A 25,869-nucleotide genomic window follows, 5' to 3' on the forward strand; every position below is an offset into this window, starting at 1 on the left:
CTGTCACCCGGGTCGATAATGACCGACCGAGCGACAGCCTTTTCCCTTAACCGTAACCGTTAATCCAATGCCGGCGCCTCGCCGGGAGGCGTTCGGCGAATCCCGTTGCCGACTCTGCGCAGCACCTCGTCCATCTCCTCCGGATGGAGCAGCTCGATCGGAGATACGCCCTTATCGAATTGAAAGGAATCCCCTTCGATCAGAACCACGTACCTTCCGTTCATGCGGGCGATGTGGATATTGTTCCCGTAGTCGTCCATATGGCCCTTGATCATCACATCGTCCAATCGAAACTTCAGCTCCAGATCGGGTTGAATTTCCACGATCTGCTTGGTCGCTTCCACGACGTGCTCATGGGTCCACTTCTCCTGAAGCTCGCGCTTCTCTCCGGCAGCCCAAATATCGAACTGTTGCTTCTCCTGCCGCATCGCAACCGTTTCTTCCGTCTCCGGAACTTCAGCCGCCAAATCCGCCACCGCATCGTAATACGGGATATCCGCGCCTTGCCACTTCGTCTCCATGTAATTGTGGACAAGCTCCATCACTTGGTCGGCGACGATCTCCGGCTTGGACTTCTCGTAGCTGACGTACTTCAAGAAATCCTCGAAATATCTGGCATGCGAAGCTTGATGAATCTTCAGCTCCCACTCCTCGAGCATTCCTTCTTCCGGCATGTGCGGATATTGGATCGATTTGATGTTCTTCGCGTTGATCGCCATCTCTACTTGGGAGATCAAGCTTTTCTCGTCGGATACCCGCGCGATCTTCGATTCGAAGTCGCACTTGAACAGGAAAAGGAAAGGATCGTCGTACAGCTCGTTAAGCTTAGCCGTAGCCAGCACGAACGCGCCGCCCCTCACGGATTGCGTGTCCATGTAGATTCGAAGCAAATCATCCCCGCAATTGTGGAATTCCGCCTTGTCCGACGCCGTTCTGAGGCGCTGGAACAAATTATAGTTGGGATTGCTAGTCAGATCGTGCCCCGGCTCGACGAGAAAACGGCCGATCTTGGTCGGCACCTGTTCCGAAGCCGGATTCACGTCCGCTTTCCTCTTGGCGATTCGCTTGAACTCCCCGTCCAGGAATAGCTTAAGCTCGCTATCTTGGTATTCCTCGTGCGTTAAAGTCTGATAGTGCTTGTATTTCTTAGGGCCGTCCGGATCGGACCCCTCACTCTGGATAACGAAGAACGATAAATATTGTACGGCGAATTTCATGTCTGACTCCCCGCTTGCTCGGATGAATTCTAAACCTAAACGAATCTTATCAGGTTCGTTCCCACTCAACAACCCAATATTATCGCTACCATCCTGTGATATACTCTTTCTGAAAATAGTTCCAGGGAGTTGAGCGCGTGCCGGATTGGTCTTATCAAACCATTTTTCGTCCTTTATTGTTCCGTCTGCCGTCCAGAGTCGCCCGTGGCGCAACGTTACATGCCATGAGAAGGATAAGCCGTCTTCCGGGCGGTACCCTGCTGATAAAGACGTTAGGACATATGGAGCCTTCGCCCATGCTGCAAGGTCGAATCGCCGGCATCCCGATTCCTACTCCCGTCGGATTGTCGGGCATCGTTGATCCACAGGGCATTGCGCTCAAAGCCCTATCGCAATTCGGATTCGGCTTTATCGAGGTCGGCCCTGTCACCTTGCATCCGATTGACTGTTCGGAGCCCGTCCTCCATGATCGGCGACGGGAGACGATCATCTACCCATGTGCGCACGAGAACGAGGGTTTAGCCAAGACCCTGGCTCGAATAGAACGCCCCGATCATTCCTTGCCCCAATTCGTCCGTATCGCACCGATGCCGGGGAGCTCACCGGAGCAAGCCGTCGACGAACTTAAATCCTTGATACAAGCATTATCCGGTCCGTCGGTCGCGGGGTTTTACTTGGACTTTTTAACGGTCGCCGGAGATAGTCAAGCTAATTTCGACTTTATGGACCGAGTAAATTCGATGATTCGGGAGTCCGTTCCCTCCATAACCACGAAACCTCTGTTCCTGCACATCCCTTTGGAATATCCCGAAGCTTTGCTTAGTCAAACGATCAACCGATCCGATCCCGCGATATGGTCCGGCTATGTCCTCGGCCATTCCCTTGAGATTGGCCGAGGAATTGAGCTAAGCGCAAGAAGCAAAGAGCTTGCTATATCTCGAATCCAAAGCTTGAGAAGCGCAGTAAGCGGCGATACCGCCATCATCGCAAGCGCAGCCATCCACGAGCCTCAAGACGCTCTCGATATGTTCCGAGCGGGAGCGGATAACGTTCTGCTTAACAGCGGCCTCGTTTTCTCCGGCCCCGGTTTCCCCAAACGAGTTAACGAAGCGATTATCTACGATAAAATAAAGTCCGACCCGCTACCAGAGTCGCCCTCCTTCTGGAAGCATTGGGGATGGATGTGCTTGCTCGGCCTCAGCATGATCGTCGGCGGCATGATTGCATGGCTGATCGCGGCCTCTTCCGTCGTTCTTCCTTACGACGAGGAATTCCTGGGCATGACCCGCGCGGAGTTGCAGCAAATCAACGATCATCTGCTTCATTTCATGTCCCATGACCGAATCACGTTAGCGGGAACGATGATATCGATCGGCATTCTATATTATCAATTAGCGAAGAACGGCCTGCGGCATGGCCTTCATTGGGCGAGGACCGCACTCATGGTCTCGGGAGTCGTCGGTTTCCCGAGTTTCTTCCTGTACTTGGGCTACGGGTTTTTCGATCCCATCCATGCCGCCGCGGCCGCCGTTCTTTTCCCTATGTTTCTACTCGCGATGCGCCGGAATCCCGATCAACCATTCCGCAAACCGGTCAACTTAATCAATAGCAAGACATGGCGTTTAGCCATGTGGGGCCAGCTCTGCTTCGTCGCATTGGGCATCGCCTTGAGCGTAGGCGGGATCGTGATCGCCGGCGTAGGCGTCACCCATGTATTCGTCCCTCAGGATTTAACCTTCATGGAAATGAGCAGGGAGCAGCTTGAGCAAGCCAATCCCAAGCTAATTCCGCTTATCGCCCACGACCGGGCCGGCTTCGGCGGCGCCCTCTTCTCCAATGCGGTCATGCTACTCGTTCTCTCGTTATGGGGACTTCAGCAAGGGGAGCGTTGGCTTTGGTGGACGCTGCTCGCGGGCGGATCGCCGGCTTTTATTGCAGGCTTAAGCGTCCATTACGATATCTCCTACACCGACTTCGTGCATCTGCTGCCTGCTTATATCGCCGTCGCGCTATACGTTGCCGGATTAATCCTGCTCTATCCTTATTTGATGCGCAACGGTCGTTGGACGACAAGAAAAATGACTAACCTCCCGTAACGGCGCCGTTACTCGAATATTTCGTGTATCTCCCCCATGCAAAATCCGGAACGAGTCTTCGTCGTGCACATTGGTCCCCATTGACAATCCGCGCTCCCATGCGCTTATGGTTCCGACTCTTGCCCGCGCCACCGGAAGCTGGCCGCAAAAAGCCACCTCTTCCTTCATACTCTAAGCCTAACGCATCGCTTCGGCGTGCGAGTTTGGCAAACTAGGCAAACTAAATGAACCTGCAAGCTTCATCGATTTCAAATAAACCTCCGATGCATGCCTAACACGTCCGATTGGGAATAGTATGTAGGTGAACCCAACTTGAGGAGGGCCTGCTTTACAATGGACGATACGCATCAATTCGTGGAGAAATTGCATGAGACCCAGAAGAAGGATAAGCAAAACAAACGACGCCAAGGGCGCGGAGACTCCGGCGAGAACGCCGGACAGAAGCTCCCCGGCAAGCAGCATAGCACGAACAAATAAAACACGAAGCCCCTTCATTCGAAGGGGCTTCGTGTCTTTTGCGGATTCATTCGCGATAAAGCGCATTTGCCGTGACGACTGCTTGAAAACGTTCATACGATGTGAAGGAATACTGGACAAGGGGGTTCCATCGTGACTCGTACCCGAGTGAAGTCGTACCGCCATCGCATCGGCAAAAACCAATATCTCGTCATTCACATTTACCAGCTTGCCAACGCCCACGCCGATGCCGGCAACGCATTAGCGAGCAATGCCCTCAACGTTAAAATCCTGAAGGAAAGCAAAGGCCGCCGCCGTTAACGGCCGACCTACTTCTCATGGAAGGAGGTGGTAAACGATGGCACGCAAATCTTCGGAGAACATCAAGAAATGGAAAAACGGCCAGACGCACGTCAATGTCGGCCAAAAAGCGCATGCATCCATTAATCAAGGCGGTAACGCCATTTCCATTAACGCAGTCGATATCGGAGTCGTACGCATTAAACCTCAACAATAAATTTATATACTCACATGGAGAAAGAGACAGCCAGCTAAGGCTGTCTCTTCTGTTATGGAGATAGAACGCTCAGAGTAGCGCATACGCGCGATCAACGTCCTCGCGCCGACTTAATGTTTACGATTGGTTTGAGCCAGTCGCACAAGCATATGAGCCAGCTTGTGACGCTCCTCTTCCGTGCCGACCTTCCACAGCTCCTGAAGCAGCTTCTCTTCGCTGTTGCGGGCATCCTCGTGGCTAGCCAAATAATCGGCCACCTTCTGGGCGATAACCGCCATTTGCTCTTCGCCTAAACCGATGCTTTCCGCCATCTTAATGCGTTTGCCCAGATATCCTTTGAACTCGTCGAAATCTCTGAGAATACGGTCCCTCTCGCCCGCGTCGATATTGGAGATCGCGCGGTCTACCTTGCTCGGATCGATGTCCCCGTCCTTATCCACGACATGGTTGTACTCGGACATTTGATTTCCTCCTCGCTCGATTTGTTGATGCCTTATCATTTTAACCCCGACATCCGAAGTTGAACCCTGGGCCAATACAAGTAAACGCGTCGAAAAGACGCAATATCGTATCGCGGCGAATGCCTGATATTGCGTCTTTATGGACAATAGGAACAACCGACTCGGCCGTACCTTCCCTCCGCCGAAATCCCTACAATCCCCTATTCGTCATTTTCACGACTTCCAGAAGACTGATCCTGCGTTGGGTCTGATCGTCGTAAAGCCATGGCTCCTGAACATGGTCGACGAACAAAATTCCGTTCAAATGATCGATTTCATGCAGCATGCAACGAGCCAAGAAGCCCTCTCCTTCAAGCTCGATCCGCTCTCCTTGCCGATTTAGGGTCGTGATCTTCACATGGTTGGCCCGCTTGACGTACCCGTGGTAACCGGGAAAGGACAGGCAAGCCTCGGATCCTTCTTGCTCGCCGCTGGTCTCTATGATCTCCGGATTGATAAGTTCGATTAAACCGTCGCCGCAATCCATGACTACGATCCTTCTCAGGATACCCGCCTGAGGCGCGGCCAGACCGGCCCTGCCCTCCGTTGCGTAGAGCGTTTGAGCCATATCGTCCAGCAGTTTAAGAATCTTCGGCGTTAGCTCCTCGACCGGCTTTGCTTTTTTGCGCAATATCGATTCTCCGAACGGCACTATATTCAATACGGACATAGATGATTATGCCCCTTTCGTCTGATGAGGCGCGGTATAGACCCAGAGGTCGCCGGGGACGCACTCCAAAGCCGTGCATAAGGCATCTAGCGTATCGCCTTTCATCTGCTTCGGTTGACTATTCAACAGAGCGCTCACGGAAGGAGCCGATAAACTGTAGCCGGCTTTCCGCTTCAATAACCGAGCCAACTCCGCCCCCGTCCAAATGCCTCTATCCGCCATCACTTTGCGTAACGCCCATTCCAACACTTTAAGTCCACCTCGCCCTCTTAATATAAAGTAACGCCTAATTTACTTAGGTAATACCTAATATAGCATAGGTCAAGAATGAGCTCAACGCTTAACGGCAAGCGAAAGAAAAACAGGTTCTCTAACAATTCTAATGTTTAGCTTCCGGCCGACATGGGGTATTAATCTCTCAGCAACGCAAAAATATTCCGAACGCAGAGAGGGGACTTCCACAATGGAATCCAAAACAAACAAAAAGAAATGGATCACTTTGCTACTGACCGCCACGATGAGCGTTACGCTGTTATTCGGCGCCACGGCTTGCAACGACAATAATAATGACGGCACGGATGTCGTCGTCGAAGATAATACCCCCGACGTCGATGTCGTCGTTCCGGATACGGGCTCGGAAAGCCCAAGTCCTTCCGCCAGCTCGGCGGAATAACAGGTTTCGAACTCATCCCTTTACTAAAGAGAAAACCGCGAACCTCGCGCTTCGGCGCGAGCTCGCGGTTTTCTTCGTTCCTGCGGGACTAGAGCAGAACCACCTCACGGGACGAAGCTGCCCGCTTGTATACAGTTAACGATAGGGCTCCCGCCACTCTTCCGGCAACAACCTATTATACTTCGACTGTAAGTAGCGATCGTCGATAAGCGCTAGTACGCCGCGGTCCCGTTCCGAACGGATGAGCCTGCCTCCGGCTTGCAGCACCTTGTTTATTCCCGGGTAGACATAGGCGTAGTCGAAGCCGTTGCGACCTTCGTCATCGAAGTAGCTCTTGATTAAATTTCTCTCCAGCCCCAACTGGGGCATGCCCACCCCGACGACGGCGACTCCCGTCAGCCGATCGCCTACCAGGTCGATGCCTTCGGAGAAAATACCGCCCATAACGGCGAATCCAACCAAACTCTGCGTGTTATCCGCGGAGAACGCGGCGAGAAAGCTCTCCCGCTCCTCCTCCGCCATATTCGACGTTTGCAGAAGAACCCGTATGCGCGCATAATCGTTATTCGCCATGAAAACCTCGTAAACCCCGTTCATATATGCATACGAAGGAAAAAAGAACAGGTAATTGCCCGATCTTTTCGCAACAAGCCCGCAAAGCAAATCTACCAGTCGCCCCTGCGTCTCCTCGCGATCAACATACCTCGTCGAGATAGGAGCTATCGATACTTCCCACTGCTCCTTCGCGAACGGGGAACCGAGCGTGACCGAATAATCCTCTTCTTCCGCGCCTAGCATGTCCATGAAGTAATTCAACGGCGACAGCGTCGCCGAGAAGAACACGTGCGCGCGGAAGCCTTTACCCATCTGCTTTAACAGCTGCGCGGGATTCATGCAAAACATTTTCAGCCGGACATCGTTGCGCTCGACCTCTGTATAAGTTACGTAGCTAGCATCGTATAGCTTGCCGATCCTAATAAAGCTTAGAGTCGCGAAATACGCCTCAAGCAGCTTCAAGCTCGAAGACCCGGCGGTCAACTCCCTCTCCGCTTGAACAACGAAAGCTTCAGCGATATCCAGCAGGTCGCCGGGAGAACCTTTGCTTACAACGTCCCCGCCTTCCGCCCGCTTCCTCTCCTCTATGAACCACTTATTGATCGCTCTCGCCGTCGCATGAACGTCTTTCCGCATTCCCTTAAACTCGCGCTCCAGCTCAAGAAAGTCCTTCTTGTTCAGCTCGGCCGAGTACATCTCCCTAGCACGGTCGATCAGGTTATGCGCTTCGTCCACCAACAGAACGGTCTCGTGCTTGCGCTCGCCGGTCAACCGCTTCAAGGAAACCCGAGGATCAAAGAGATAATTGTAGTCGCAGATAACGGCATCCGCTCCGTAGGCCGCGTCGAGGGACATCTCGAACGGGCATACCATATGCTTCCGGGCATACTTCTCGATCTCTTCCCGTCGAATCAGCGTTTCGTTGTCCAACAAATCCAGTATCGCGTCATTAATCCGATCATAGTAACCGTCTGCGTATGGACACATCTCCTTCCGGCAATCCACCTCGTCCCGGAAGCAAATCTTGTCCTTCGCGGTCACCGTCACCGAACGCAGCTTCAACCCCTGCGAATTCATTAGCGACAATGCGTCCTCCGCGGCCGTTCTAGTAATCGTCCGCGCGGTTAAGTAGAAGATATGCTGAATTTTACCTAATCCGATTGCCTTAATCGCTGGATACAACGTCGAGATCGTCTTCCCGATGCCGGTCGGAGCCTTTGCGAACAGCTTCCGCCCTTCTTCGATCGCCTTGTAGACGGAACCTACCAACCTCTTCTGACCTTCGCGATAAGCGGCGAACGGAAACCTCAGCCCCGCAATACTCTCGTCCCTCTCGCTTTTGTTGCGCAGAAGCATTCGCGCGTAAGGCGCGTACCGTTCTACGACCCGTTCTACGTACGGCACCAATTCCTCCATGGTCACTTCCCGCTCGAACCGCCGCTGCTCCTCCGTATCCACTTGAACGTAGGTCAACCGAACGCGCAAGCGCCGCGCCCCGCTCTCTAATGCATACATATAAGCGTAGACGTATGCCTGAGCCCAATGAACCGGATACGATTCCTCTTCCGTCATGGCACCGACATCCCTTGCCGTCGACTTGATCTCGTCGATCGTGATCCCGCCATCCTCGCCGATTAACAGCCCGTCGCATCTTCCGTCAACGACGAACAAGAGATCCTCGTGAGGAATCTCCGCGCTTAAATAAACTTCCTTCCGGTCCTGTTCGCCGTATTGCTTCTGTATTTTCTGATGGGCTTTCGTTCCCTCCGCCAGCGTGCTCATCGAACGAAACCCCGAATCGATGCTCCCGCTCAGGAACGCGTACTCGACAAGGCCTCTTACTGACAGAGCTACCGTATTCGGCATGGGCTCGAGTCTCCTAGAAGAACATTTGTTCTTCTATTGTAACGGTTAACTCGCCGAACTTTCAACCTCCCTGAATAGCGGAAGGCAAATCGTAAACCGGCTCCCCTTCCCGAACTCGCTCTCCACCCCTATCGAACCGCCATGTTGCTCCACGATTTCCTTCGCGATAGCAAGTCCCAACCCGCTCCCCGTCGCCGGATCGACGTGCGCTCCCCGATTAGTCCGATCGAATATTCCGCCCAAGTACTCCGATTCGATTCCTTGGCCTTCATCCTCGACGATAATCCGGGCTTCGCTTCCCTGAATCGAGGCTTCCAGCTTAATCAAGGAGTCGGCGGATGAAAACTTGCAAGCATTGTGCACGAGATTGGACAACGCTCTCCTGATCCCGTGCGAGTCGAAAATCACCGCGGGATTCGCGTCGGCTACTATCCTCGTTTCGCACCTTAAACCCGCGATCCGGATATTTTCCGCCAGAAATATAAATTCGCTCTCCAGCCATTCCTTCAGACTTAGCTCTTCTACCGACTCGTAAGGCAGCGTCTCTTGTTCCGCCAAGCTTAACTTGAACAGATCGTCGATGAATCTCGTGATATAGAGCATTTTCTCGTAAAGCTTCTCCAAGTACTTGTTTCGTTCGCCCGGCTCGACCTGAATGCCGAGCGCCATTGCCCGGATTCCGCCTTGAACGATAGCGAGCGGAGAACGAATGTCATGAGAAATATTCTGCAGCAGCTCGTTCCGTTTCCGTTGCGCTTGGACGAGCCTCTCGGTACGTTCCGCGACGGTATTCTCCAGTTCCTCGTTCCAATGCTCGAGCGTCCTGACCAGCTTCTCTTGGTTTACGATCATTTGCGCTTGGGCTTTCTCTTTGTCGACCTGGTTTTGCCTGGATTGATAAGATATAGCGAATGCCAATACAACGAACTCCGCCACCGAGCCCATCTGATAGCCGTAATGCGTTAATAAGCTGTATTCCATTAGGCTGAACGTATACAGAATGGACGGGATCGACAAGCCGATAATCGCGATCGATGCTAATACGACATATCTCGCTGCCAGGTTGCCCTTGTACACGCTCCGGAAGATGGCGAAGCCGAGAAGCACCACGACGATAAACTCGTACCAAATCGCGATCGCGGAAAATCCCGGCCAATGAAATAACAAAGCTACGATGACGAGGGGAGATAACCACTTTAGTCCGATAGCCGCGTAATGCAGCTTAGGCGCGTATTTATCGAGTTCGAGAACCGTACAAAGAAAGAATACCGCGAACCAGAGGCACAAAATGAAGAAAAACAGAAATATGCCCTCATAGTTGTCCAACGTCCTCAATAATGTCCTCGCTATCCAATGATGGTCTCCTAATATTTCTCGAAATAGTCCATTCCAGATCAACTGCGAAATAGAGAAACAGACGATGTATAAGGAGTAGAAAATATAAGCGATATTCCGCATGAAGATGTATAAAGAGAACATGTAGGCGGCCATCAACAGAACGAAACCGTAATACAAGCCGAAGAGAATGTATTCGTTCCTGATCTTGGCATGATAGGCCGTATCGCTCAATACCTCTATAGGCAGGATCATCGACCCGTCGGTCACCGCCCTTAAATACAAGGATACCGATTTACCCGCGGGAAGGCTAAGCTCGTAAGACCAATAATGATCCTCTAGCTTGTACCCCACATTGGAATCCCGTACGCCATTAAGAAGCGTTCCATCCGCATACACGTCCAACTCATCGACGATGGAATTGGATAACCGGATAGTCCACAATTCCGCTGCGGAACCGTTCACCAACGTCGTTCGAATCCAATAGGTGTTGGCGGTCAGGCCGAATGCCGATTGCCCGAATGCGGGCTTAAATCCATCGGAAATCGGAAAATTTCGCACTTGATCCAACGACCAATTCCCATCCGGATCCGGGAGGATATCCATCTTGCTATTCACATTGTAACGGTCGATCTCATCCGTCAGCCTGATCTCGTTCTTGGATGACGCGACTTCTTTCTCCGGGGCAAAATAATACCAGACGTAGGCGACGCCCGCGACGAAAAGGAGGATGGCAAGAAGAAACAGCCGATTATGGTCCGTCAAAGATTTTCTCATGGGAAATCCCTCTTAATCTTCGGGATTTTTTCAAAAATTGTTAAAAACGCTCGTTATTTGTCGTATAAGAAGTGATAAAATAGAGAGACTCGCATTCGGTGGCGCAAAATCGCAAAAAGGGAGTTATGGACATGAAGACCAATGTCATATTCGTCGTAGACGACGATCCCGATATCCAGAGTCTGGTTACCGCGTTCCTCGTTCATGAAGGCTATATCGTGCGCAACGCTCTTAGCGCCGCCCGCGCCCTCGAACTGTTGGCGGTAGAAGAGCCGGATTTGATCCTGTTGGATATCCAGATGCCCGACATGGACGGAATTACCCTCTGCAACAATATAAGGAAACAGTATCGCCGGCCGATCCTCTTCGTATCGGGTACCCAGCAGCAAGAGGACAAAGCCAAGTCCCTTCGATCCGGCGGGGACGATTACATAAGCAAGCCGTTCGATCCCGAAGAGCTCATGCTCCGGGTGAAAGCCAACCTTCGGTGGGGCAACCTCTTGGATCAACCCGCTTCCAAGAAGCAGACGCTGGAATTTCCCGGTCTCGCAATCGATCTGGAGCGAATGACCGTCTCGGTGAATCACCAGCCCGTCCAATTGCTGGCTAAGGATATCCAGCTGTTGATTACCCTTGCCAAACAGCCCAACCAAGTATTCCATCCCGAGCAGCTTTACCGGCAAGTCTGGAACAACGACGTCAATTATTCCAAGGACACGGTCAAAGTCCATATTTTCAATCTTCGCAGAAAAATTGAGCCTAACCCGGCACTCCCCCGTTATATCCTCACGGTCGGTAGATTAGGTTATAAATTCAACCCCTATGGCTCGGCGATAGCGAAATAGTCACTCTATGATCAAGGTATAGACGCCGAACTGCTTAAGCTTGTCCAGAATTTCTCTCGTCAGCGTAACTCCCGAAGGAAGAAGCACGATCCCGGCGGCCGTGATCACCTCTCTGGCGAGGACGTCTCCCGGATTGGCGGCTTTGGCCGATATCGCTTTGGCCATTTTGTTAATTCCCCCTTCTCAAATTCTCATTTGCTGCAAATTTAACGCAAAGTAGTGGGCATGCATTTTTAGCATCCTTTTTTGCTCCAACTGGTCGATAACGTCATGCAGCTCGTTCAGCCCCACTCCCGCCATCTGCGCCAATTCGTTTAATTCCAAAGGTAAATCCACCTCTACCGAATAATCCGTCCTTTTCCCGAAATGATTCGTTAGATTCACCAAGCACCGTACGACGCGGGAACGGGAGTCCAACCCGGACAGTTCCTCCAGGTGCTGCTTCGTCGAGTAGGTCAGGTTATTCATCTCTTTCATGATCCGCTTCGCGATCTCGAAATCGCTTTTCATAACCTTCAGAATATTTTCCCGTGACAGCACGAAGATTTCCGTCTCTTCCAGCGTCAGCGCGGAAACAGCCCTCGGCTTGGCATCCAGAATAGACAATTCTCCGAAGCTATCTCCTGCTTGCAAATACAAGGCTTCGCTCTCTATTCGACCGAATGGGCTTTGCGTGAACGTCCTAATCGAGCCGCTAAGAACAAGGAACAGATAGTTTCCGGGATCCCTTTCCCGGAATAAAGTCGTGTTCGCCGCATGCCGTTCCAAGCGAAAATTCGACGCGAGAGTTCCCAACTGTTTGTCCGATACGTTCGCGAACAGCGAAACGTTCTTAACAAGCGAATGATAGCGGCTGAGCGCCGTCTCTTCCCTCGCCCTGACGCTCGAAGGCATAGCGGGACTGTACAATTTTCTTTCCGGGAGCTGGCCGGAGCTTTCGTCCACTTCGATCCGCTTGACGTTATGCCTCTTAAGCATAAGAAGATTTTCCTTGGTCAAGACCGTCCCCGATGTGAACAGCTTAACTCCCGCGGCGGAATACACGTCTCTTCCCACCCTCATCTTCACGCGTACGCTCTCGATTGCCACGACTGCCATTTCTTGATTTCACCTCTACCTTTCTGGTTTCCAATACCCTCAGGATGACGGTCACCGCTTCTGTTCTCCATCGTAGCAACCGCCGGTAAAATAGCGGTAAAACGGAAAAAATCCATAAAAATAAGCGGAAACGCCACATTCGGCATCTCCGCTTTTTCTTCATTTCTTATAGGCAAAACTCGGCTTTTCTTAATGCTTTACTGAAAAAACGCGGGCAAGTAAGCTTTGTTCTTCTCCAGCATCTCGTCCAGCATCGCCTTGGCCACCGACACGGACGGCACCAGCGGGTGACTCGCCATAGCCTGAAGGGCTATGCCCCGATCGCCCGTAATCGCGGCTTCGATGGTCAACCGTTCATAGGTCTTAACGGCTGCGATCAAGCCTTTAGCCTGCTCGGGAACGACCGACACCGGGAGCACGATCGGCCCTTTGCCCGTCACGACGCAGTTGACCTCGATAGAGGCGTCCGCCGGCAGGAAATCCAGCGTTCTGCCGTTCGCGACGTTCAAGGCTTGGATATCCCTCTTGTCGTTGTACAGCGAGTCCATCAGGTTTACGGCCGCCTCGGAATAATACGCCCCTCCGCGTTTCTCCAACTGCTTCGGCTTTTCCCGAAGATCCGGATCCTTGTACAGCTCGAACAGCTCGTCTTCCACTCGCTTCACGACCTCGGCGCGCGTGCCGTTCGCCTTCAAGGACTCCAGTTGCTCCTCCAGCATGGCGTCGGTCATGTAGAAGTACTTCAAATAATAGGACGGAAATCCGCCGAGACCGCGCAAGAAATCGAGATCCCATTCCGACGCGGGAACGTTTTTCCCCGAATATTCTTCTCTCTTGTCCAGCAGCTCCGTCAGCTTGTCTTCGCCGTCGACTTCGATCCGGGTAACCCAGTGAAGATGGTTAAGCCCGACGAACTCGGTATATAAGCGCTCGGGCGTCGTCTCGTACTTCTTGCTCAGCCACTTATGAAGGCCGATCGGAGCGTTGCACAATCCGATGCTCTTCACCTTGGAATGACGGGTGATCGCCTCGGTGACCATGCCGGCCGGATTCGTGAAGTTCAGCAACCACGCTTCGGGAGCGAGCTCCTCGATATCCTTGCAAATGTCGAGCAATACCGGAATCGTCCGCAACGCTTTCATCATGCCGCCCGGCCCCGTCGTTTCTTGCCCGATAACCCCGTACTTATTAGGAATATGCTCATCCCATTTGCGAGCTTCGAGCAGCCCGACCCGCATCTGCGTTGATACGAAGTCCGCTCCTTCGATGGCCTTGCGACGGTCCAAAGTCAGATGTACTTCTATAGCAAGACCCGACTTAGCCACCATGCGTTTAGCCAACTCGCCGACGATATCCAGCTTATGCTTGCCCTCTTCGATATCGACTAGCCACAGCTCCCTAATCGGCAGCCGATCGTATCTCTGAATGAATCCTTCCACGATTTCCGGCGTGTACGACGAGCCTCCGCCTATGACCGCGATTTTCAAACCCTTTTCCTTTACCATTAGAATCCATCTCCTTAAAGAAACCTCTATGTCAAAGAAACCGCTTATATCGAATTTCCCGTCTTGTTTCTTGGCACCGACTAAACCAAGCTATAGTCCGAAACCGCTCGAAGCTTATTGAAAATAGTCTCGGGCAGGGGAATCCCGGTCGATTCTACGGCAAGCCATACCGCTCCGACGACGGGCTCCACCTGAAGCTTCACGATATTCGCTCCCGGAGCCGCTTGCTTGACCGCTTCCTCGATATAAGCCGTCACGAAGTCGCCTTCCCCCCGCGCGATTACGCTTCCGGCCAAGACGACATCGAAGCCCATGTTCCCCATGCCCAGCGTCCGAATCACCGCCCGTGCCGATTTCCCAAGCTCCACGCCTTGGCTTCGCAATATCCCCTTGGCTACTTCGTCCCCTTGTCCGGCTGCCAGGAACAATAGCTTCGTCAACCGCAACGGAGGCACTTTATTATGATCTAGATAGTCGTCATACATTTCCTGCACGCTAGCATATCCCAGATCATCCAATACGAGCTGAGTCAGCAGAGTCGGACTTTCCCGCCCGTCCCATGCCCGAATAACCGCCCGGAAAGCCTCGACGCATAGCGAACCGCCGCCGCCGTAATCCCCGTACGTATAAGAGAATCCGCCGCACTGATGAAACCTCCCCTCCGGATTCACGCCCGCGCTGTTCGTTCCCGTGCCGCAGATCAAGACGACTCCGTACGGACGATCCGTGCCCGCCCTGAGAGCGATCATCGTATCGCAATTGATATCGTGCCTAGGGAAACCCATCTCGGCGATCATCGGACGCAGAATTCGGTAGTCGATCTCTCTATCCGCACCGGCCAAGCCGAAATAGGCGAATTCGATCTCCTCGCGCGTAAGTCCTGCCTGCGCAAGGGCCATTTCGACCGATTCCCTTATGTTGGTTTTTGCTCTATCGTAGCCGACCTGGTGGTTCCCGTTCCCGCTGCTTCCTTTGCCTACGATCGTTCCCGATTCGTCGATAATGAGAGTGTAGGTTTTGCTGCCTCCGCCGTCCACGCCCAAATAATATTTCAAAGCACTCACTCCTGCCTGATACCGCTTATGTTTTACGTGCCGTAGTTTCTCTAATAATAAGTTCCGGTTCGATTTGAAACGTGACGTTCCGTTTGCCCGGATCGTTAATGGCCGCTAGGAGAAGCTCGACGCCGGCGGCGCCGATTTTGTCGGAGGGCTGCCGGATCGTCGTAAGCTTAGGGTGCATTTCCGTAGCGAGGTTCTGATCGTCGAAGCCGATAATCGACAAGTCGTCGGGAACCCGTACTCCTTCGATCATACAGGCGTTAATTACGCCGATTGCCATATAGTCATCGGAGGCGAAGATCGCCGACGGCAGATTTCCGGATTGGATCCACCTTTTGGCTATCGCATATCCCGAGGAGATTTCGAATGTGCCGCGTTCGATGCCGAATGGCTGCAGCCCCGCTTCCTCCAGCGCCAGGAGATAACCTCTTTCCCGTTCCCGGCTGCTTAGAAAAGGATCCGGACCGCCGATATGCGCGATCTCGGTATGCCCGAGCTCTATCAAGTGTTTCGTCGCGTCATAGCCGCCCTTGAAGTTATCCACGATAATAGAAGTAACGGATGAACTCCTCCGGGAATTATCGATCATGACGAAAGGGATCTTTTTCTTCTTCAACTCCATCACGTAATCGTCTTCGTCGACCGGGGAGAGCAGAATAACCCCGTCTACGCGGTCTTCCTGAAACAAGGAGCGATGAAACGTATCCTCGTAACCGGTAGAGATGGACAGCGCCAGGAAATACCCCTGCTCCGCGAGCCGATCGTTGATTTCTTTCACGACGGCATCCAAGAACGAGTCGTGGAGAGTCGTTAAGGTTAACCCGATGATCCCCGTTTTCCCCCGAGCCAGACTCCGCGCGGAAGCGTTCGGATGATAGTCGAGCTCCTTCATCGCTTTAAGCACTTTTTCCCGATTATGATGACGTACGGAGGAAGAATTATTGAGTACCCTCGATACGGTAACGACCGATAACCCCGATTTCTTGGCGACATCAAAGATACTGACCTTCATAGACTTGGCTCCTGTACGAATAATATTGATTTTGTAATTAACGTACCATAGTTGGAGCGAATATTCATGCAAGGGCTGTCGGTTAATAGCGGATAAACGGAGAAGAGACGGCTCTTCGCCTCCCTTCTCCGTATGGACTTCTACTTATTGACGCGTTCCAGCAAAGCTTTCAGTTTCTCCTGGATGCCCGGGAGCGCTTCTTCTACCTTTGCATCCCCGTTCTCGACGCTCGCCAACTCGTTGATGAACAATTCGTTGATCTGCGAATAATTAGAGATCAAATGATTGTAGGATTCGAAGCCGTACTTATAAGCTCCTTCGAACACCTGCTTGATCTGCTCCGGATCGATGCCTTCGAAGTTGGAGTAATACTTCTCCGCGGCTTTCTGGTTCACCGGCGGATTGCCACCGCTCAGCTCGATCGATTTCTCCTGTACTTCGGTCGTAATCAAGAATTTAATCCATTCCAATGCTTCCTTCGGATGTTTGGAATCCTTCAGGATGAACAGGGGATCGACGTACAATACGCTTCTGACCTTCTCGTTAGGACCTTGCGGAACGGCTGCTACGCCGATCTTGAAGTTAAAGTCGCTTGAAGCCGCAAGGCTCCACGAACCGACGACGGACATTCCGATCTTGCCGGAGAGGAACGGATCCCCGAACTGACCGGATACGGACTTGGAGAACGCCGGCGTCGGGGATACCTTCTGATCCCAGATCAGGCCGTATATTTTCTTGTACGCTTCGACGACTTCCGGTTTGGTCAGATTAATCTCGGAAGGCTTGCCCCCGTTCGTCCACGTATCGTCGGAGTATACGTTCGCTCCGAAGTATTGCGGCCGTTGGTCGCGCTCGCCGAATCCGAAATCGACGCCGTACTGCGCTTCCGCCAGATTCGGAGTATCCACGGTCATCTTTTTCGCGTAGTCGACCATCTTATCGAACGTCCAGCTCTTGTCTTCGTAGTCCGTCGGAGGATACTCGAGCCCCGCCTTGTCGAACAGATCCTTATTGTAGAGCATAACTGTTACGTAGCTATTAAGCGGGATGCCGTAAGTTTTATCATCGACCTTATAGATATTCATGACGTCTTCCGGGATGTTATAGTCGGCCGCGTTGAAATCCTCCAGATACGGAGTCATATCCATCAGCATGCCTTTGTTATAGTATTCCATGAATCCGCCGTAGCCCCAATGGGACGTGACGTCCGGGGCGTTCTTCGCCGCGATCGAGGATTGAAGCTTGGAGTCGAATTGCTCGTACGGCGCCTTGGTGACCTTGATTTTGATATTCGGATGACTCTCCTCGAATTCCGGAATCAGCTTCTCCACGAACGTGCGGTCCGGCGAATCGATCGTATAATGCGTAATCGTAACGGTATCTCCGTCCTTGCTGCCTCCGTTGGAACAGGCCGTCGCGACCAATCCGAAAACCAAAGCGGAGCTAAGAATCGTTTTCCCCATCTTCTTACTCATGTGTATCCCCCTTAATAATGGTTGTATATGAGAGCGACTACTTGATGCCGGTAAGTACGATCCCTTGGACGAACCGCCTCTGCGCAATCGCGAAAAGAACGACGATAGGCAGCACGGACAGCAGCGAAGCCGCCATCATCAAGTTCCACGGAGCAATACGGAACTTCGAGGAAAGCATGGCCGCCATCCCGATCGGAAGCGTGAAATTTTCCTGCGAATCCAAGTACAGCACGGGCGCGAGAAGATCGTTCCAGCTCCAGATGAAGGAGAAGATCGCCACCGTAGCCAGAACCGGACCCGACAAAGGAAGCGTTAGGCTCCAGTAAAGCCGAACCTCCCTGCAGCCGTCGATCCTTCCCGCGTCGTAGAGCTCGTTAGGGAGCGTCGAGAAAAACTGCTTCAGCAGGAAGATCATATAAGCCGATGCGAAGAACGAAGGCAGAATAAGCGGGAGCAAGGAATCGTGCAGCCCCAGCTTCGTGAATAACAGGAACTGGGGAATCATGATGGCGGGATACGGAAGCATCAGCGTGCTAAGCACGAGCACGAAGAGGAATTGGCTTCCCTTAGCCCGGTAACGCGCGAAACCGAACGCGACGAACGAAGACGAGAATACGGTTCCGATAACCGTCATAATAGCCACGATCAAACTATTCGCGTATTGGCGTCCGAATTTGATCTCTTCGTTAACGAACAGCTCCTTGAAATTCTCCCAAGCGAAATGCTCGGGAATGACCGTAGGCGGGAAGACCAGCATCTCCTTCGTCGTCTTGAGCGACGTCGATAACATGAAGCCTAAGGGCAAGATCATGGCAATCGTTACGATAAGAAGGATCGCGAATCCGATGATTCGCGCCAAGTCGACCTTGGTCTTGTTTCGCTTGTCGGGAAACGGTTTGGCCAGAGTGATATCGCTCATCGCTCTCTCCCCCCCTCGTAATAAACGTACCTATTCGATAGTTTCATGATAATGAACGTAATCGCCGTCACCGCGATCAATAAGATCCAGGACATCGCCGAGGCATACCCGTAACGGAAATTTTTGAAGGCATTGATGTAAATGTTGTATACATAGAACCACGTGGAATAGTTAGGTCCGCCCTGCGTAATCGTATAGGCTTGCGTGAACACCTGGAAGGAATCGATAAGGCCGATGATAAGCTGAAAAAGGAACACGGGGGACAGAAGCGGAAACGTGACGTTCCAGAAAGTCCGCAGGCGACCCGCGCCGTCCAGCTTCGCAGCCTCCAACAAATGAGCGGGAATCCCCTGCAAGCCGGCCAGGAAGATAAGCATTCCGCCGCCCAGCCCCCAGAAGGACATGATAATGAGCGCCCACATCGCGTACTTCTCGTCCAGGAACCAGTGGATCGGATCGATTCCGAAGATGGATAGTCCGTAATTGAAAAGCCCCGCTTGCGGATTAAACACCCAGAACCACAGCAAGGCCATCGACACACCCGAGATCATGCTGGGAAAATACATCGCCGTGCGGAACAAGCCGCGGAACGGTATCTTCTGATTGATGAGTATCGCGAAGATGAGCGACAGGAGCAAAGTTAGAGGAACGCTGATGAACGTGTACTTCAGCGTGACGTTGATCGAGTTCCAGAACTGCTCGTCGCGAAACAGCTCCGTGTAATTGCCGAATCCGATAAACTCGGGAGCGTGGATGATATCGTACTCCGTAAAGCTGTAGTACAACGAAGCAAGAACCGGAATGAGGGCGAAAACGATAAATCCGATCAACCACGGGGAAACAAAGAAGTAAAACAATCTGCCTTCGCGGCGGCTTTCTCTTGTCGACTTCACTCCATGAACCCCCCCTTTCGCTAGCTTCCGTTTTGTCGAATACCTCCAAAAGTTAAAGCGATTAAACTTTTATTTCAAAAAAATTTGTTTATCCTGCCGGTAAATTCGGAATTTTCTTGTGGTGCGTTTAATAGATCAAGTCGGGTTATAAAAGTTAAAGCGGTTAAACTTTATATGTATTATAATATGGACCTTCAACGATGACAAGAACATTTTTCCGCATGTGAATATGTGCTAAATCAGCGACCACGGAGCGCTAATCGCGCAAAAAAAGGGCCATTTCCTTATGGAAACTCCCCCATAGGAAACGGCCCTTTATTGAGTAAAGAGGTTTAAACGATTCTGGTTTAGCTAGCTTGCAAACGGCGGATACGCTCTTCGAGATCCGGATGCGTGGAGAACAGCTTGCTGCGTTTCTTTCCGCTGATTTGCAACGTCGAGATCGAATTTTGTTGGCTATCCCGCATGCGGCTCGTATACGCTTGAAGACCGCGTAACGCATGAATCATCTTGTCTTTGCCGGCCAGATGGGCGCCGCCCGCATCGGCATGGAATTCGCGGTATCTGGAGAACGCGAGTACGACCATGCTGCCGAGAATGGAGAAAACGATCTGGAATACGATAACCGCGATAATATGAACGATCGGCGCGATTTCTTCCTTAACGAAACGAGATACCGCCCAAGCTGCCAGACGGGACAGGAACACGACGAACGTGTTGACTACGCCCTGGAGCAGCGTCATCGTGACCATATCGCCATTCACGATATGGGCTACCTCGTGTCCGACGATTCCTTCTACCGCATCGGCGTCCATTTCCTGAAGCATAGCCGTGGATACGGCGACAAGCGATCTTTTCTTCGACGGCCCCGTCGCGAACGCATTCACTTCGTTCGATTCGTAGATGCCGACTTGCGGCATATGCATTAGCCCAGCCGAACGGGATAGTCGATGGACCATATCGACCAGTTGACGCTCGCCTTGCGACAAGTTCGCTTCCGGCTTCAGAACGCGAACCCTCATCATCCATTTGGCCATGATGCGGGACATCCCAAGCGAGATGAAAGCTCCGGTAAAACCTACGATAACGCTAAAGATCAACAGGGACATCATATCAACGCCGCCGGATTCGTTCAGGTAAGATCCGACTCCGAAGACGGACAGGATGATACCGATCGTCGCCATTACGAGTAAGTTAGTTAAAATAAACAACAATATGCGTTTCATGGTTTTCTTCCTCCCAAGATTGGATTGAAAACGGTTGGATTGTACTTTACCTATTAACTATATACGTAACGATTACTGCTTCAGATTCAAATATTCTTTTAAATCGTCTTCATCGGTATTTCGAACAACCGAAAAAAAAGAGCGCCCCCTCTTCATGGGCCGCCCCTCTAGATAAACCTATAACCGGTGAAAGCCTTCTTCTCTCAAGTACTCCCGGGCTTCCTCGTACGTCTCGAAAGCCATCTCGAGATTCAAGCCCGAGAATAAATACCACATGTCATCCTCGTATTTCAGTGCCAATTCGTTGCGGTCCGAATCGAACCATTTCTCCTCTTGGCCTTCTTCCCAATAAGCATCCCCGGTCAACGACTGGATGGATTGCTCGACGATCGAACGAAGCTCCTCCTCGGTATAGTCCCGAACGTTCACGAAGCCCTTCTCGTCCGTTTCGTAACCTTCTACTTCTCCGGCGAAAACGTAACCGTTGCCGTTGGGATGGAAGTGAAAGCCGACGTTTTTCTTCTCGATAACGCTTTTCTCGTAGTGGAAATTCACGCGTCCAAGGGATACGTCCCTGCGCTCTAACTGGGGAAACGACTCCATTATCGCCAGTTTTTCTTGAAAACTCAACATAGTTGCATCCGCCTCACGGTTTATTGTCGCTAGTGATTATAACATACTCGGGGATGGTTTGAAGGCCTTCGCCCGGGGTAATGACTAGTAGCGGTAAATCGAACAAAGGAGTGATTACGATGGATAGCAATATTTTCAAAGGAAAATGGAAGCAGCTCAAAGGCGAGACTCAGAAGCAATGGGGAAAGCTGACCAATGACGATCTGGACGTCATAGACGGCGAACGCGAGAAGCTCGTCGGCAAGCTCCAGGAACGTTACGGCTATGCGAAAGACAGAGCCGAGCAAGAGTATACCGACTGGTCCTCCAATATCCGCTAACCAAAGCGCTTCATTCTTGATTGCATATAAGGTAAGGAGAGGGACTGCCCGTTAGCGGGTGGTCTCTTCTGTTTGTATTAGACTCGGTTCCTCGGACTTGACTAGGGGAGTCTTCGATTCGCCCGTGAACCTCGATTCGATTTTCTTGCTGATCCACAGAGATGCCCCTACGAACAAAACCACGTACAGAAGCTCGAGCGGGCGCTCGATGAATCGACCGAAATCATGACCGATGATCGATACCGACATGACCATGATCGCCTTGCCGAATACGATCGCGATGAAGAACGATCTCAACCGCATCTGAGCGACGGCAGCCGCGATGTTAATGACCACGAACGGTCCGACCGGGAAAAGACTGAGGAGAAACACGTAACTAAACGCATTCCGGCGGACCCAGACCAAGCTCTTCTGCACCTTCGGCTTCTGCGCGTAACGAACGAAATACGGGTGCCCGGCAATTCTGCGAACGACTAAGAAGGTAACGAGACATCCGCTGACTATACCTAACCACGAATATAGAAATCCAAGCCACAATCCGTATACGGCTGCATTTACTCCGACGATTAGAATCGTAGGCAGAGGCGGGATAAAAGACTTCAGGAACGTCAAGGCGATGCCCGGCAGGGGGCCGAAAGCCCAGTATTGCTCCAATACACCCTTAAGGTTTTCCTCGGTCAAGCTCGCTATAATATCCGATATGCTCATTGTTCCGCATGCCCCTATTTCCGTTCCATTTTAAGTCGATGCGTGTATTATACCATTTGTTCAGGCTCACTATGGGCGCGGACGCGAATTACATGGGAAATAACCGGTTTCTCTTCGAGACCGGTTATGGGGGAGACTATGGCTAGCGGTCGCCTGAATTAGCCGGTTTGGACTGCTATCTTCGAGTGAAACGCCGGCTGTGGCGAAAATTAGTCGGTTGGGACGGGTTACTCCGAGTGAAAAGCCCATCGTGGCGAGAATTAGTCGGTTTGGACGGCTATTTCGGTGCGAAACAGACGCTGACGCTAGAGTTAGTCGGTTTGGACGGGTTACTCCGAGTGAAAAGCCCATCGTGGCGAGAATTAGCCGGTTTCAACGGCTATCTCCGTGCGAAACGGCTGCTGTGGCGAGAATTAGCCGGTTTAGACGGCTATCTCCGGGCGAAACGGCTGCTGTGGCGAGAATTAGTCGGGTTGGACGGGTTACTCCGAGTCCCCCCCCTCGGCCGGCGAAGGCTATTACCTTCGCCGGCCTACATAATTAGGCCCGCTTCCACAGATCTTCGACAATAAGATTGGAGACGTATTTCCGGGCATCGGCGGTCAACAGGAGAAGCTGGGCATAAACCGGCTCTTGGGTTTCCTCAGGCTCAGGCTCCTTACGAAGCTTCAGCTTCATTCCCTCCAACTCTTCCTCGGAGCCGACGATGACGTAACCTTCATGAAGCAGCGCATCCACGGCGCGTTTTTCCCTTACGTACTCTTCGTAAGCCGACATCAGTAAGCGCCTCCGATCGGAAGCTTCTTGACCGCTGGCTTATCAGAAGCTCCGAACCGGCCGCGATGCAAATATTGGCCGTAGCCAGGCTTGCCCACGAACTCGCGGTCGCGAATGACGAACTCCCCCCGGCTGAGCACGGATACCGGCTCGCCAGTCACCCGCATCCCCTCGAATGCGTTGTAATCCACCTTCATGTGGTGGGTTTCCGCCGATATCGTCCTTTCGACCGAAGGATCGAAAATGACGATGTCCGCGTCGCTGCCGATCGCGATCGTCCCTTTCCGCGGAAAGAGACCGAACAGCTTCGCGCTTGCGGTAGAGACGACGTCCACGAACTTGTTGATGGACAGCCTGCCCTTGTGAACGCCTTCCGAATAGAGAATGCTAAAGCGATCTTCGATCATCGGACCGCCGTTCGGAATTTTGGAGAAGTCGCCCAGACCCAATTCCTTCTGCCCTTTGAAATTGAAGGAGCATTGATCCGAACCGACCGTCTGAAGCTGCCCGTTGCGCAGGGAATCCCATAGCACGTCCTGATTCCATTGCTCCCTCAGAGGCGGAGACCATACGTACTTAGCCCCTTCGAAATCCGGTTTTTCCAACGAGGATTGGTCGAGCATAAGGTATTGCGGACACGTTTCGCCGAAAATGCGCAGCCCTTTGTTACGGGCCTCCGCGATTTTCCAAACCGCCTCCGCGCACGTCACATGAACGACGTACAGCTGGGAATCCGCCAATTCCGTTAAATCCGCGGCTCTTCCCGTCGCTTCTCCCTCCAGAATCGCCGGCCTCGTTAACGCGTGATAGATCGGTTCCGTGTTTCCTTCCTCCAACGCTTTGCGCACCAAGAAGTCGATAACGTCGCCATTCTCCGCATGAACCATAACGAGCGCGCCCTGCTCTTTAGCCATGAGCAGCGTTCTGTACAACGTGCCGTCGTCCGCTTGCAGCACGTTCTTATAAGCCATGAACACTTTAAGGGAAGTAATTCCCTCCTCCTCGATCATCCGAGGAAGCTCTGCCAATACCTCATCCGTCACTTCCGACACCATCAGATGGAAGCCGTAATCGATGACCGCCAGATCCCTGGATTTGTTATGCCAGGTTTCGACCGCTTGGGCGAGAGGAGCGCCTTTAGTCGTCAAGCAAAAATCGATGACCGTCGTCGTACCGCCGAACGCGGCCGCGATCGTACCGGATTCGAAATCGTCCACGGTCACCGTGCCTCCGAAAGGCATATCCAGATGGGTATGCGGATCGACGCCGCCCGGGAAAACGTAACAGCCCGAAGCGTCCACGATCTCCGCTCCGTCATCCTCCAAATCCACGCCTATCATGACGATAATGCCGTCGTCGATCAGAATATCGCCGAAATACGTGTCCGCCGCCGTTACGATCGTTCCGTTCTTAATGATTTTCCGCATCGTTAGACCGCCTCCGTCTCAGAGGATTCAGAATTCATTCGCGCCAGCGCCTTCTGCCTGTCGTTCCAAGTCATCGGGGCATGCCTGCTTTGAATTTCCACCATGTCGATAACGCCGTCCACCGGACAGACGATCGCGCATAGGTTACAGCCGACGCAATCTTCTTCGCGCACCTTCAAATACGCTTTGCCGTTCGCGTCCGTCAGGCGATCGATGCACTGATGAGAGGTATCCTCGCAGGCGATATGGCACTTATTGCAATTAATGCACGTCTCCGTGTCGATTCGGGCTACGACCTGGTAGTTCAAATCCAATTCGCCCCAAGTCGAATATTTCGGGACCGTCTGTCCGACGAGGTCGGACGCCGCCGCGATCCCCTTGTCGTCGAGGTAATTGTTGAGCCCGTCGATCATCTCCTCGACGATGCGGAAGCCATGGTGCATCGCGGCCGTGCAAATCTGGACGTTGGTCGCGCCCATGAGCATGAATTCCACGGTATCCTGCCACGAGGAGATACCTCCGATACCGGAGATCGGAACGCTTACCTTCGGGTCCTTCGCGCACTCCGCGACCATGCTTAAGGCGATAGGTTTGACCGCCGGCCCGCAGTACCCGCCGTGCGCTCCTTTGCCGCCCACGTGGGGAACCGTATTCCAAGTGTGGATGTCCACGCCCGCCAAGCTATTGATCGTATTGATAAGACTGATCGCATCGGCACCGCCCATGACGGCGTGACGGGCGACCACGGTGATGTCCGTAATATTCGGCGTCAGCTTCACGATGACCGGGGTTTGCGCCGCTTCCTTCGCCCACATCGTCTGCATCTCGACGAGATCAGGCTGCTGACCGGAAGCCGAGCCCATCCCGCGCTCGGCCATCCCGTGAGGGCACCCGAAGTTGAGCTCCAGACCGTCTACTCCGACCGCTTCGACCTTTTTCACGATTTCGTGCCACTTCTCCCGCTTCGGCTCGACCATTAAGGAAACGACGACGGCATGGTTAGGGAACCGTTTCTTCGTCTCGTAAATTTCCTTCAGGTTGACCTCGAGCGGCCGGTCCGTGATGAGCTCGATATTATTGAACCCCGCAACCCGCTGCCCGTTAAAATGAACGGCGGCGAAGCGCGACGAAGTGTTGATGATCGGATCGCCCAACGTTTTCCACACCGCGCCGCCCCAACCCGCTTCGAATGCCCTCTGCACCTGATAACCGGTGTTCGTCGGAGGCGCGGAAGCGAGCCAGAACGGATTCGGGGACGAGATGCCCGCCAGCTTCGTACGCAAGTCTGCCATGAGATCAGCCTCCCAG

At 52.6% G+C, this 25,869-nt stretch carries 27 protein-coding genes; 7 read left to right on the forward strand and 20 right to left on the reverse strand.

From position 1 onward, the window contains the following. Positions 1 to 59: 59 nt before the first annotated feature. Positions 60 to 1,217 carry a DUF3900 domain-containing protein gene (locus DFP95_RS16235; RefSeq protein WP_115993697.1) on the reverse strand — a complete coding sequence of 386 codons (1,158 nt, stop codon included), beginning with the start codon at positions 1,215 to 1,217 and terminating at the stop codon, positions 60 to 62. A gap of 137 nt (positions 1,218 to 1,354) precedes the next feature. Between DFP95_RS16235 and DFP95_RS16240 the strand changes: the two genes are divergently transcribed. From DFP95_RS16240 to DFP95_RS28930, 4 genes are all read left to right on the forward strand, one after another. Then, complete coding sequence (locus tag DFP95_RS16240) at positions 1,355 to 3,313, forward strand: dihydroorotate dehydrogenase (RefSeq protein ID WP_115993698.1); 1,959 nt, start codon at positions 1,355 to 1,357, stop codon at positions 3,311 to 3,313. A gap of 333 nt (positions 3,314 to 3,646) precedes the next feature. Then, positions 3,647 to 3,790, forward strand: a complete 144-nt coding sequence (locus DFP95_RS16245; protein ID WP_115993699.1) for a DUF4023 family protein — start codon at positions 3,647 to 3,649, stop codon at positions 3,788 to 3,790. Positions 3,791 to 3,922: 132 nt separating this feature from the next. Continuing rightward, positions 3,923 to 4,090, forward strand: a complete 168-nt coding sequence (locus DFP95_RS28925) for a hypothetical protein (RefSeq protein WP_181907462.1) — start codon at positions 3,923 to 3,925, stop codon at positions 4,088 to 4,090. Between the two features lie 37 nt (positions 4,091 to 4,127). Next, positions 4,128 to 4,286, forward strand: a complete 159-nt coding sequence (locus DFP95_RS28930) for a hypothetical protein (RefSeq protein WP_181907463.1) — start codon at positions 4,128 to 4,130, stop codon at positions 4,284 to 4,286. A gap of 110 nt (positions 4,287 to 4,396) precedes the next feature. On the opposite strand, the gene DFP95_RS16250 is transcribed toward DFP95_RS28930, so the two are convergent. The 3 genes from DFP95_RS16250 to DFP95_RS16260 all read right to left on the reverse strand — a co-directional run bounded on the left by DFP95_RS16250 (position 4,397) and on the right by DFP95_RS16260 (position 5,705). Further along, positions 4,397 to 4,747 carry a DUF3243 domain-containing protein gene (locus DFP95_RS16250; protein WP_115993700.1) on the reverse strand — a complete coding sequence of 117 codons (351 nt, stop codon included), beginning with the start codon at positions 4,745 to 4,747 and terminating at the stop codon, positions 4,397 to 4,399. Positions 4,748 to 4,937: 190 nt separating this feature from the next. Continuing rightward, positions 4,938 to 5,456, reverse strand: coding sequence for a peptide deformylase (def, locus tag DFP95_RS16255; protein ID WP_115993701.1), 519 nt, complete (start codon positions 5,454 to 5,456; stop codon positions 4,938 to 4,940). Positions 5,457 to 5,462: 6 nt separating this feature from the next. Further along, complete coding sequence (locus tag DFP95_RS16260) at positions 5,463 to 5,705, reverse strand: helix-turn-helix domain-containing protein (protein ID WP_115993702.1); 243 nt, start codon at positions 5,703 to 5,705, stop codon at positions 5,463 to 5,465. A 214-nt stretch (positions 5,706 to 5,919) separates the two neighbouring features. Here DFP95_RS16260 and DFP95_RS16265 point away from each other — a divergent pair, with 214 nt between their 5' ends. Further along, positions 5,920 to 6,129: a hypothetical protein gene (locus DFP95_RS16265; RefSeq protein WP_115993703.1), complete on the forward strand. Its 210-nt coding sequence runs from the start codon at positions 5,920 to 5,922 to the stop codon at positions 6,127 to 6,129. 135 nt (positions 6,130 to 6,264) lie between these two features. On the opposite strand, the gene DFP95_RS16270 is transcribed toward DFP95_RS16265, so the two are convergent. Beyond that, a complete protein-coding gene (locus tag DFP95_RS16270) occupies positions 6,265 to 8,550 on the reverse strand; it encodes a helicase C-terminal domain-containing protein (RefSeq protein WP_115993704.1) in 2,286 nt (761 codons plus the stop codon). Between the two features lie 45 nt (positions 8,551 to 8,595). After that, positions 8,596 to 10,662 carry a sensor histidine kinase gene (locus DFP95_RS16275; RefSeq protein WP_115993705.1) on the reverse strand — a complete coding sequence of 689 codons (2,067 nt, stop codon included), beginning with the start codon at positions 10,660 to 10,662 and terminating at the stop codon, positions 8,596 to 8,598. A 131-nt stretch (positions 10,663 to 10,793) separates the two neighbouring features. Here DFP95_RS16275 and DFP95_RS16280 point away from each other — a divergent pair, with 131 nt between their 5' ends. After that, positions 10,794 to 11,507 (forward strand): response regulator transcription factor, encoded by a 714-nt coding sequence (locus DFP95_RS16280; protein WP_181907464.1) that lies wholly within the window; start codon positions 10,794 to 10,796, stop codon positions 11,505 to 11,507. Here DFP95_RS16280 and DFP95_RS28935 read toward each other — a convergent pair whose 3' ends face one another. The 10 genes from DFP95_RS28935 to DFP95_RS16325 all read right to left on the reverse strand — a co-directional run bounded on the left by DFP95_RS28935 (position 11,508) and on the right by DFP95_RS16325 (position 21,329). Further along, positions 11,508 to 11,672 carry a hypothetical protein gene (locus tag DFP95_RS28935; protein ID WP_181907465.1) on the reverse strand — a complete coding sequence of 55 codons (165 nt, stop codon included), beginning with the start codon at positions 11,670 to 11,672 and terminating at the stop codon, positions 11,508 to 11,510. It lies immediately after the preceding gene. An 18-nt stretch (positions 11,673 to 11,690) separates the two neighbouring features. Then, positions 11,691 to 12,605 (reverse strand): Crp/Fnr family transcriptional regulator, encoded by a 915-nt coding sequence (locus DFP95_RS16285; protein ID WP_115993707.1) that lies wholly within the window; start codon positions 12,603 to 12,605, stop codon positions 11,691 to 11,693. A gap of 197 nt (positions 12,606 to 12,802) precedes the next feature. Beyond that, on the reverse strand, positions 12,803 to 14,110 hold the full coding sequence (locus tag DFP95_RS16290) for a 6-phospho-beta-glucosidase (RefSeq protein ID WP_115993708.1): 1,308 nt from the start codon (positions 14,108 to 14,110) through the stop codon (positions 12,803 to 12,805). An 80-nt stretch (positions 14,111 to 14,190) separates the two neighbouring features. Further along, positions 14,191 to 15,165 (reverse strand): N-acetylglucosamine kinase, encoded by a 975-nt coding sequence (locus DFP95_RS16295; RefSeq protein WP_115993709.1) that lies wholly within the window; start codon positions 15,163 to 15,165, stop codon positions 14,191 to 14,193. A 25-nt stretch (positions 15,166 to 15,190) separates the two neighbouring features. Next, positions 15,191 to 16,183 (reverse strand): LacI family DNA-binding transcriptional regulator, encoded by a 993-nt coding sequence (locus DFP95_RS16300; protein WP_115993710.1) that lies wholly within the window; start codon positions 16,181 to 16,183, stop codon positions 15,191 to 15,193. 140 nt (positions 16,184 to 16,323) lie between these two features. After that, on the reverse strand, positions 16,324 to 17,658 hold the full coding sequence (locus DFP95_RS16305) for an ABC transporter substrate-binding protein (protein WP_115993711.1): 1,335 nt from the start codon (positions 17,656 to 17,658) through the stop codon (positions 16,324 to 16,326). Positions 17,659 to 17,695: 37 nt separating this feature from the next. Then, positions 17,696 to 18,577 (reverse strand): carbohydrate ABC transporter permease, encoded by an 882-nt coding sequence (locus tag DFP95_RS16310; protein WP_115993712.1) that lies wholly within the window; start codon positions 18,575 to 18,577, stop codon positions 17,696 to 17,698. Further along, a complete protein-coding gene (locus DFP95_RS16315; protein ID WP_115993713.1) occupies positions 18,574 to 19,470 on the reverse strand; it encodes a carbohydrate ABC transporter permease in 897 nt (298 codons plus the stop codon). Before DFP95_RS16315 ends, DFP95_RS16310 begins: the two co-directional genes overlap by 4 nt. Positions 19,471 to 19,817: 347 nt before the next feature. Beyond that, positions 19,818 to 20,696 (reverse strand): protease HtpX, encoded by an 879-nt coding sequence (htpX, locus tag DFP95_RS16320; protein ID WP_115993714.1) that lies wholly within the window; start codon positions 20,694 to 20,696, stop codon positions 19,818 to 19,820. Between the two features lie 177 nt (positions 20,697 to 20,873). Further along, positions 20,874 to 21,329, reverse strand: coding sequence for a hypothetical protein (locus DFP95_RS16325; RefSeq protein WP_115993715.1), 456 nt, complete (start codon positions 21,327 to 21,329; stop codon positions 20,874 to 20,876). 119 nt (positions 21,330 to 21,448) lie between these two features. Here DFP95_RS16325 and DFP95_RS16330 point away from each other — a divergent pair, with 119 nt between their 5' ends. Continuing rightward, positions 21,449 to 21,649, forward strand: coding sequence for a CsbD family protein (locus DFP95_RS16330; RefSeq protein WP_115993716.1), 201 nt, complete (start codon positions 21,449 to 21,451; stop codon positions 21,647 to 21,649). A gap of 51 nt (positions 21,650 to 21,700) precedes the next feature. On the opposite strand, the gene DFP95_RS16335 is transcribed toward DFP95_RS16330, so the two are convergent. From DFP95_RS16335 to preA, 4 genes are all read right to left on the reverse strand, one after another. Beyond that, positions 21,701 to 22,357, reverse strand: a complete 657-nt coding sequence (locus DFP95_RS16335; RefSeq protein ID WP_115993717.1) for a TVP38/TMEM64 family protein — start codon at positions 22,355 to 22,357, stop codon at positions 21,701 to 21,703. 540 nt (positions 22,358 to 22,897) lie between these two features. Then, positions 22,898 to 23,134, reverse strand: coding sequence for a hypothetical protein (locus DFP95_RS16340; protein WP_115993718.1), 237 nt, complete (start codon positions 23,132 to 23,134; stop codon positions 22,898 to 22,900). After that, positions 23,134 to 24,561, reverse strand: a complete 1,428-nt coding sequence (gene hydA, locus DFP95_RS16345) for a dihydropyrimidinase (protein ID WP_115993719.1) — start codon at positions 24,559 to 24,561, stop codon at positions 23,134 to 23,136. Before hydA ends, DFP95_RS16340 begins: the two co-directional genes overlap by 1 nt. Before the next feature lie 2 nt (positions 24,562 to 24,563). Next, the gene (gene preA, locus DFP95_RS16350; protein ID WP_115993720.1) at positions 24,564 to 25,853 is read right to left on the reverse strand and encodes an NAD-dependent dihydropyrimidine dehydrogenase subunit PreA; all 1,290 of its coding nucleotides are present in this window, start codon (positions 25,851 to 25,853) and stop codon (positions 24,564 to 24,566) included. Positions 25,854 to 25,869: the final 16 nt, after the last annotated feature.

Source organism: Cohnella lupini (assembly GCF_003386205.1).
Taxonomy (GTDB): domain Bacteria; phylum Bacillota; class Bacilli; order Paenibacillales; family Paenibacillaceae; genus Cohnella; species Cohnella lupini.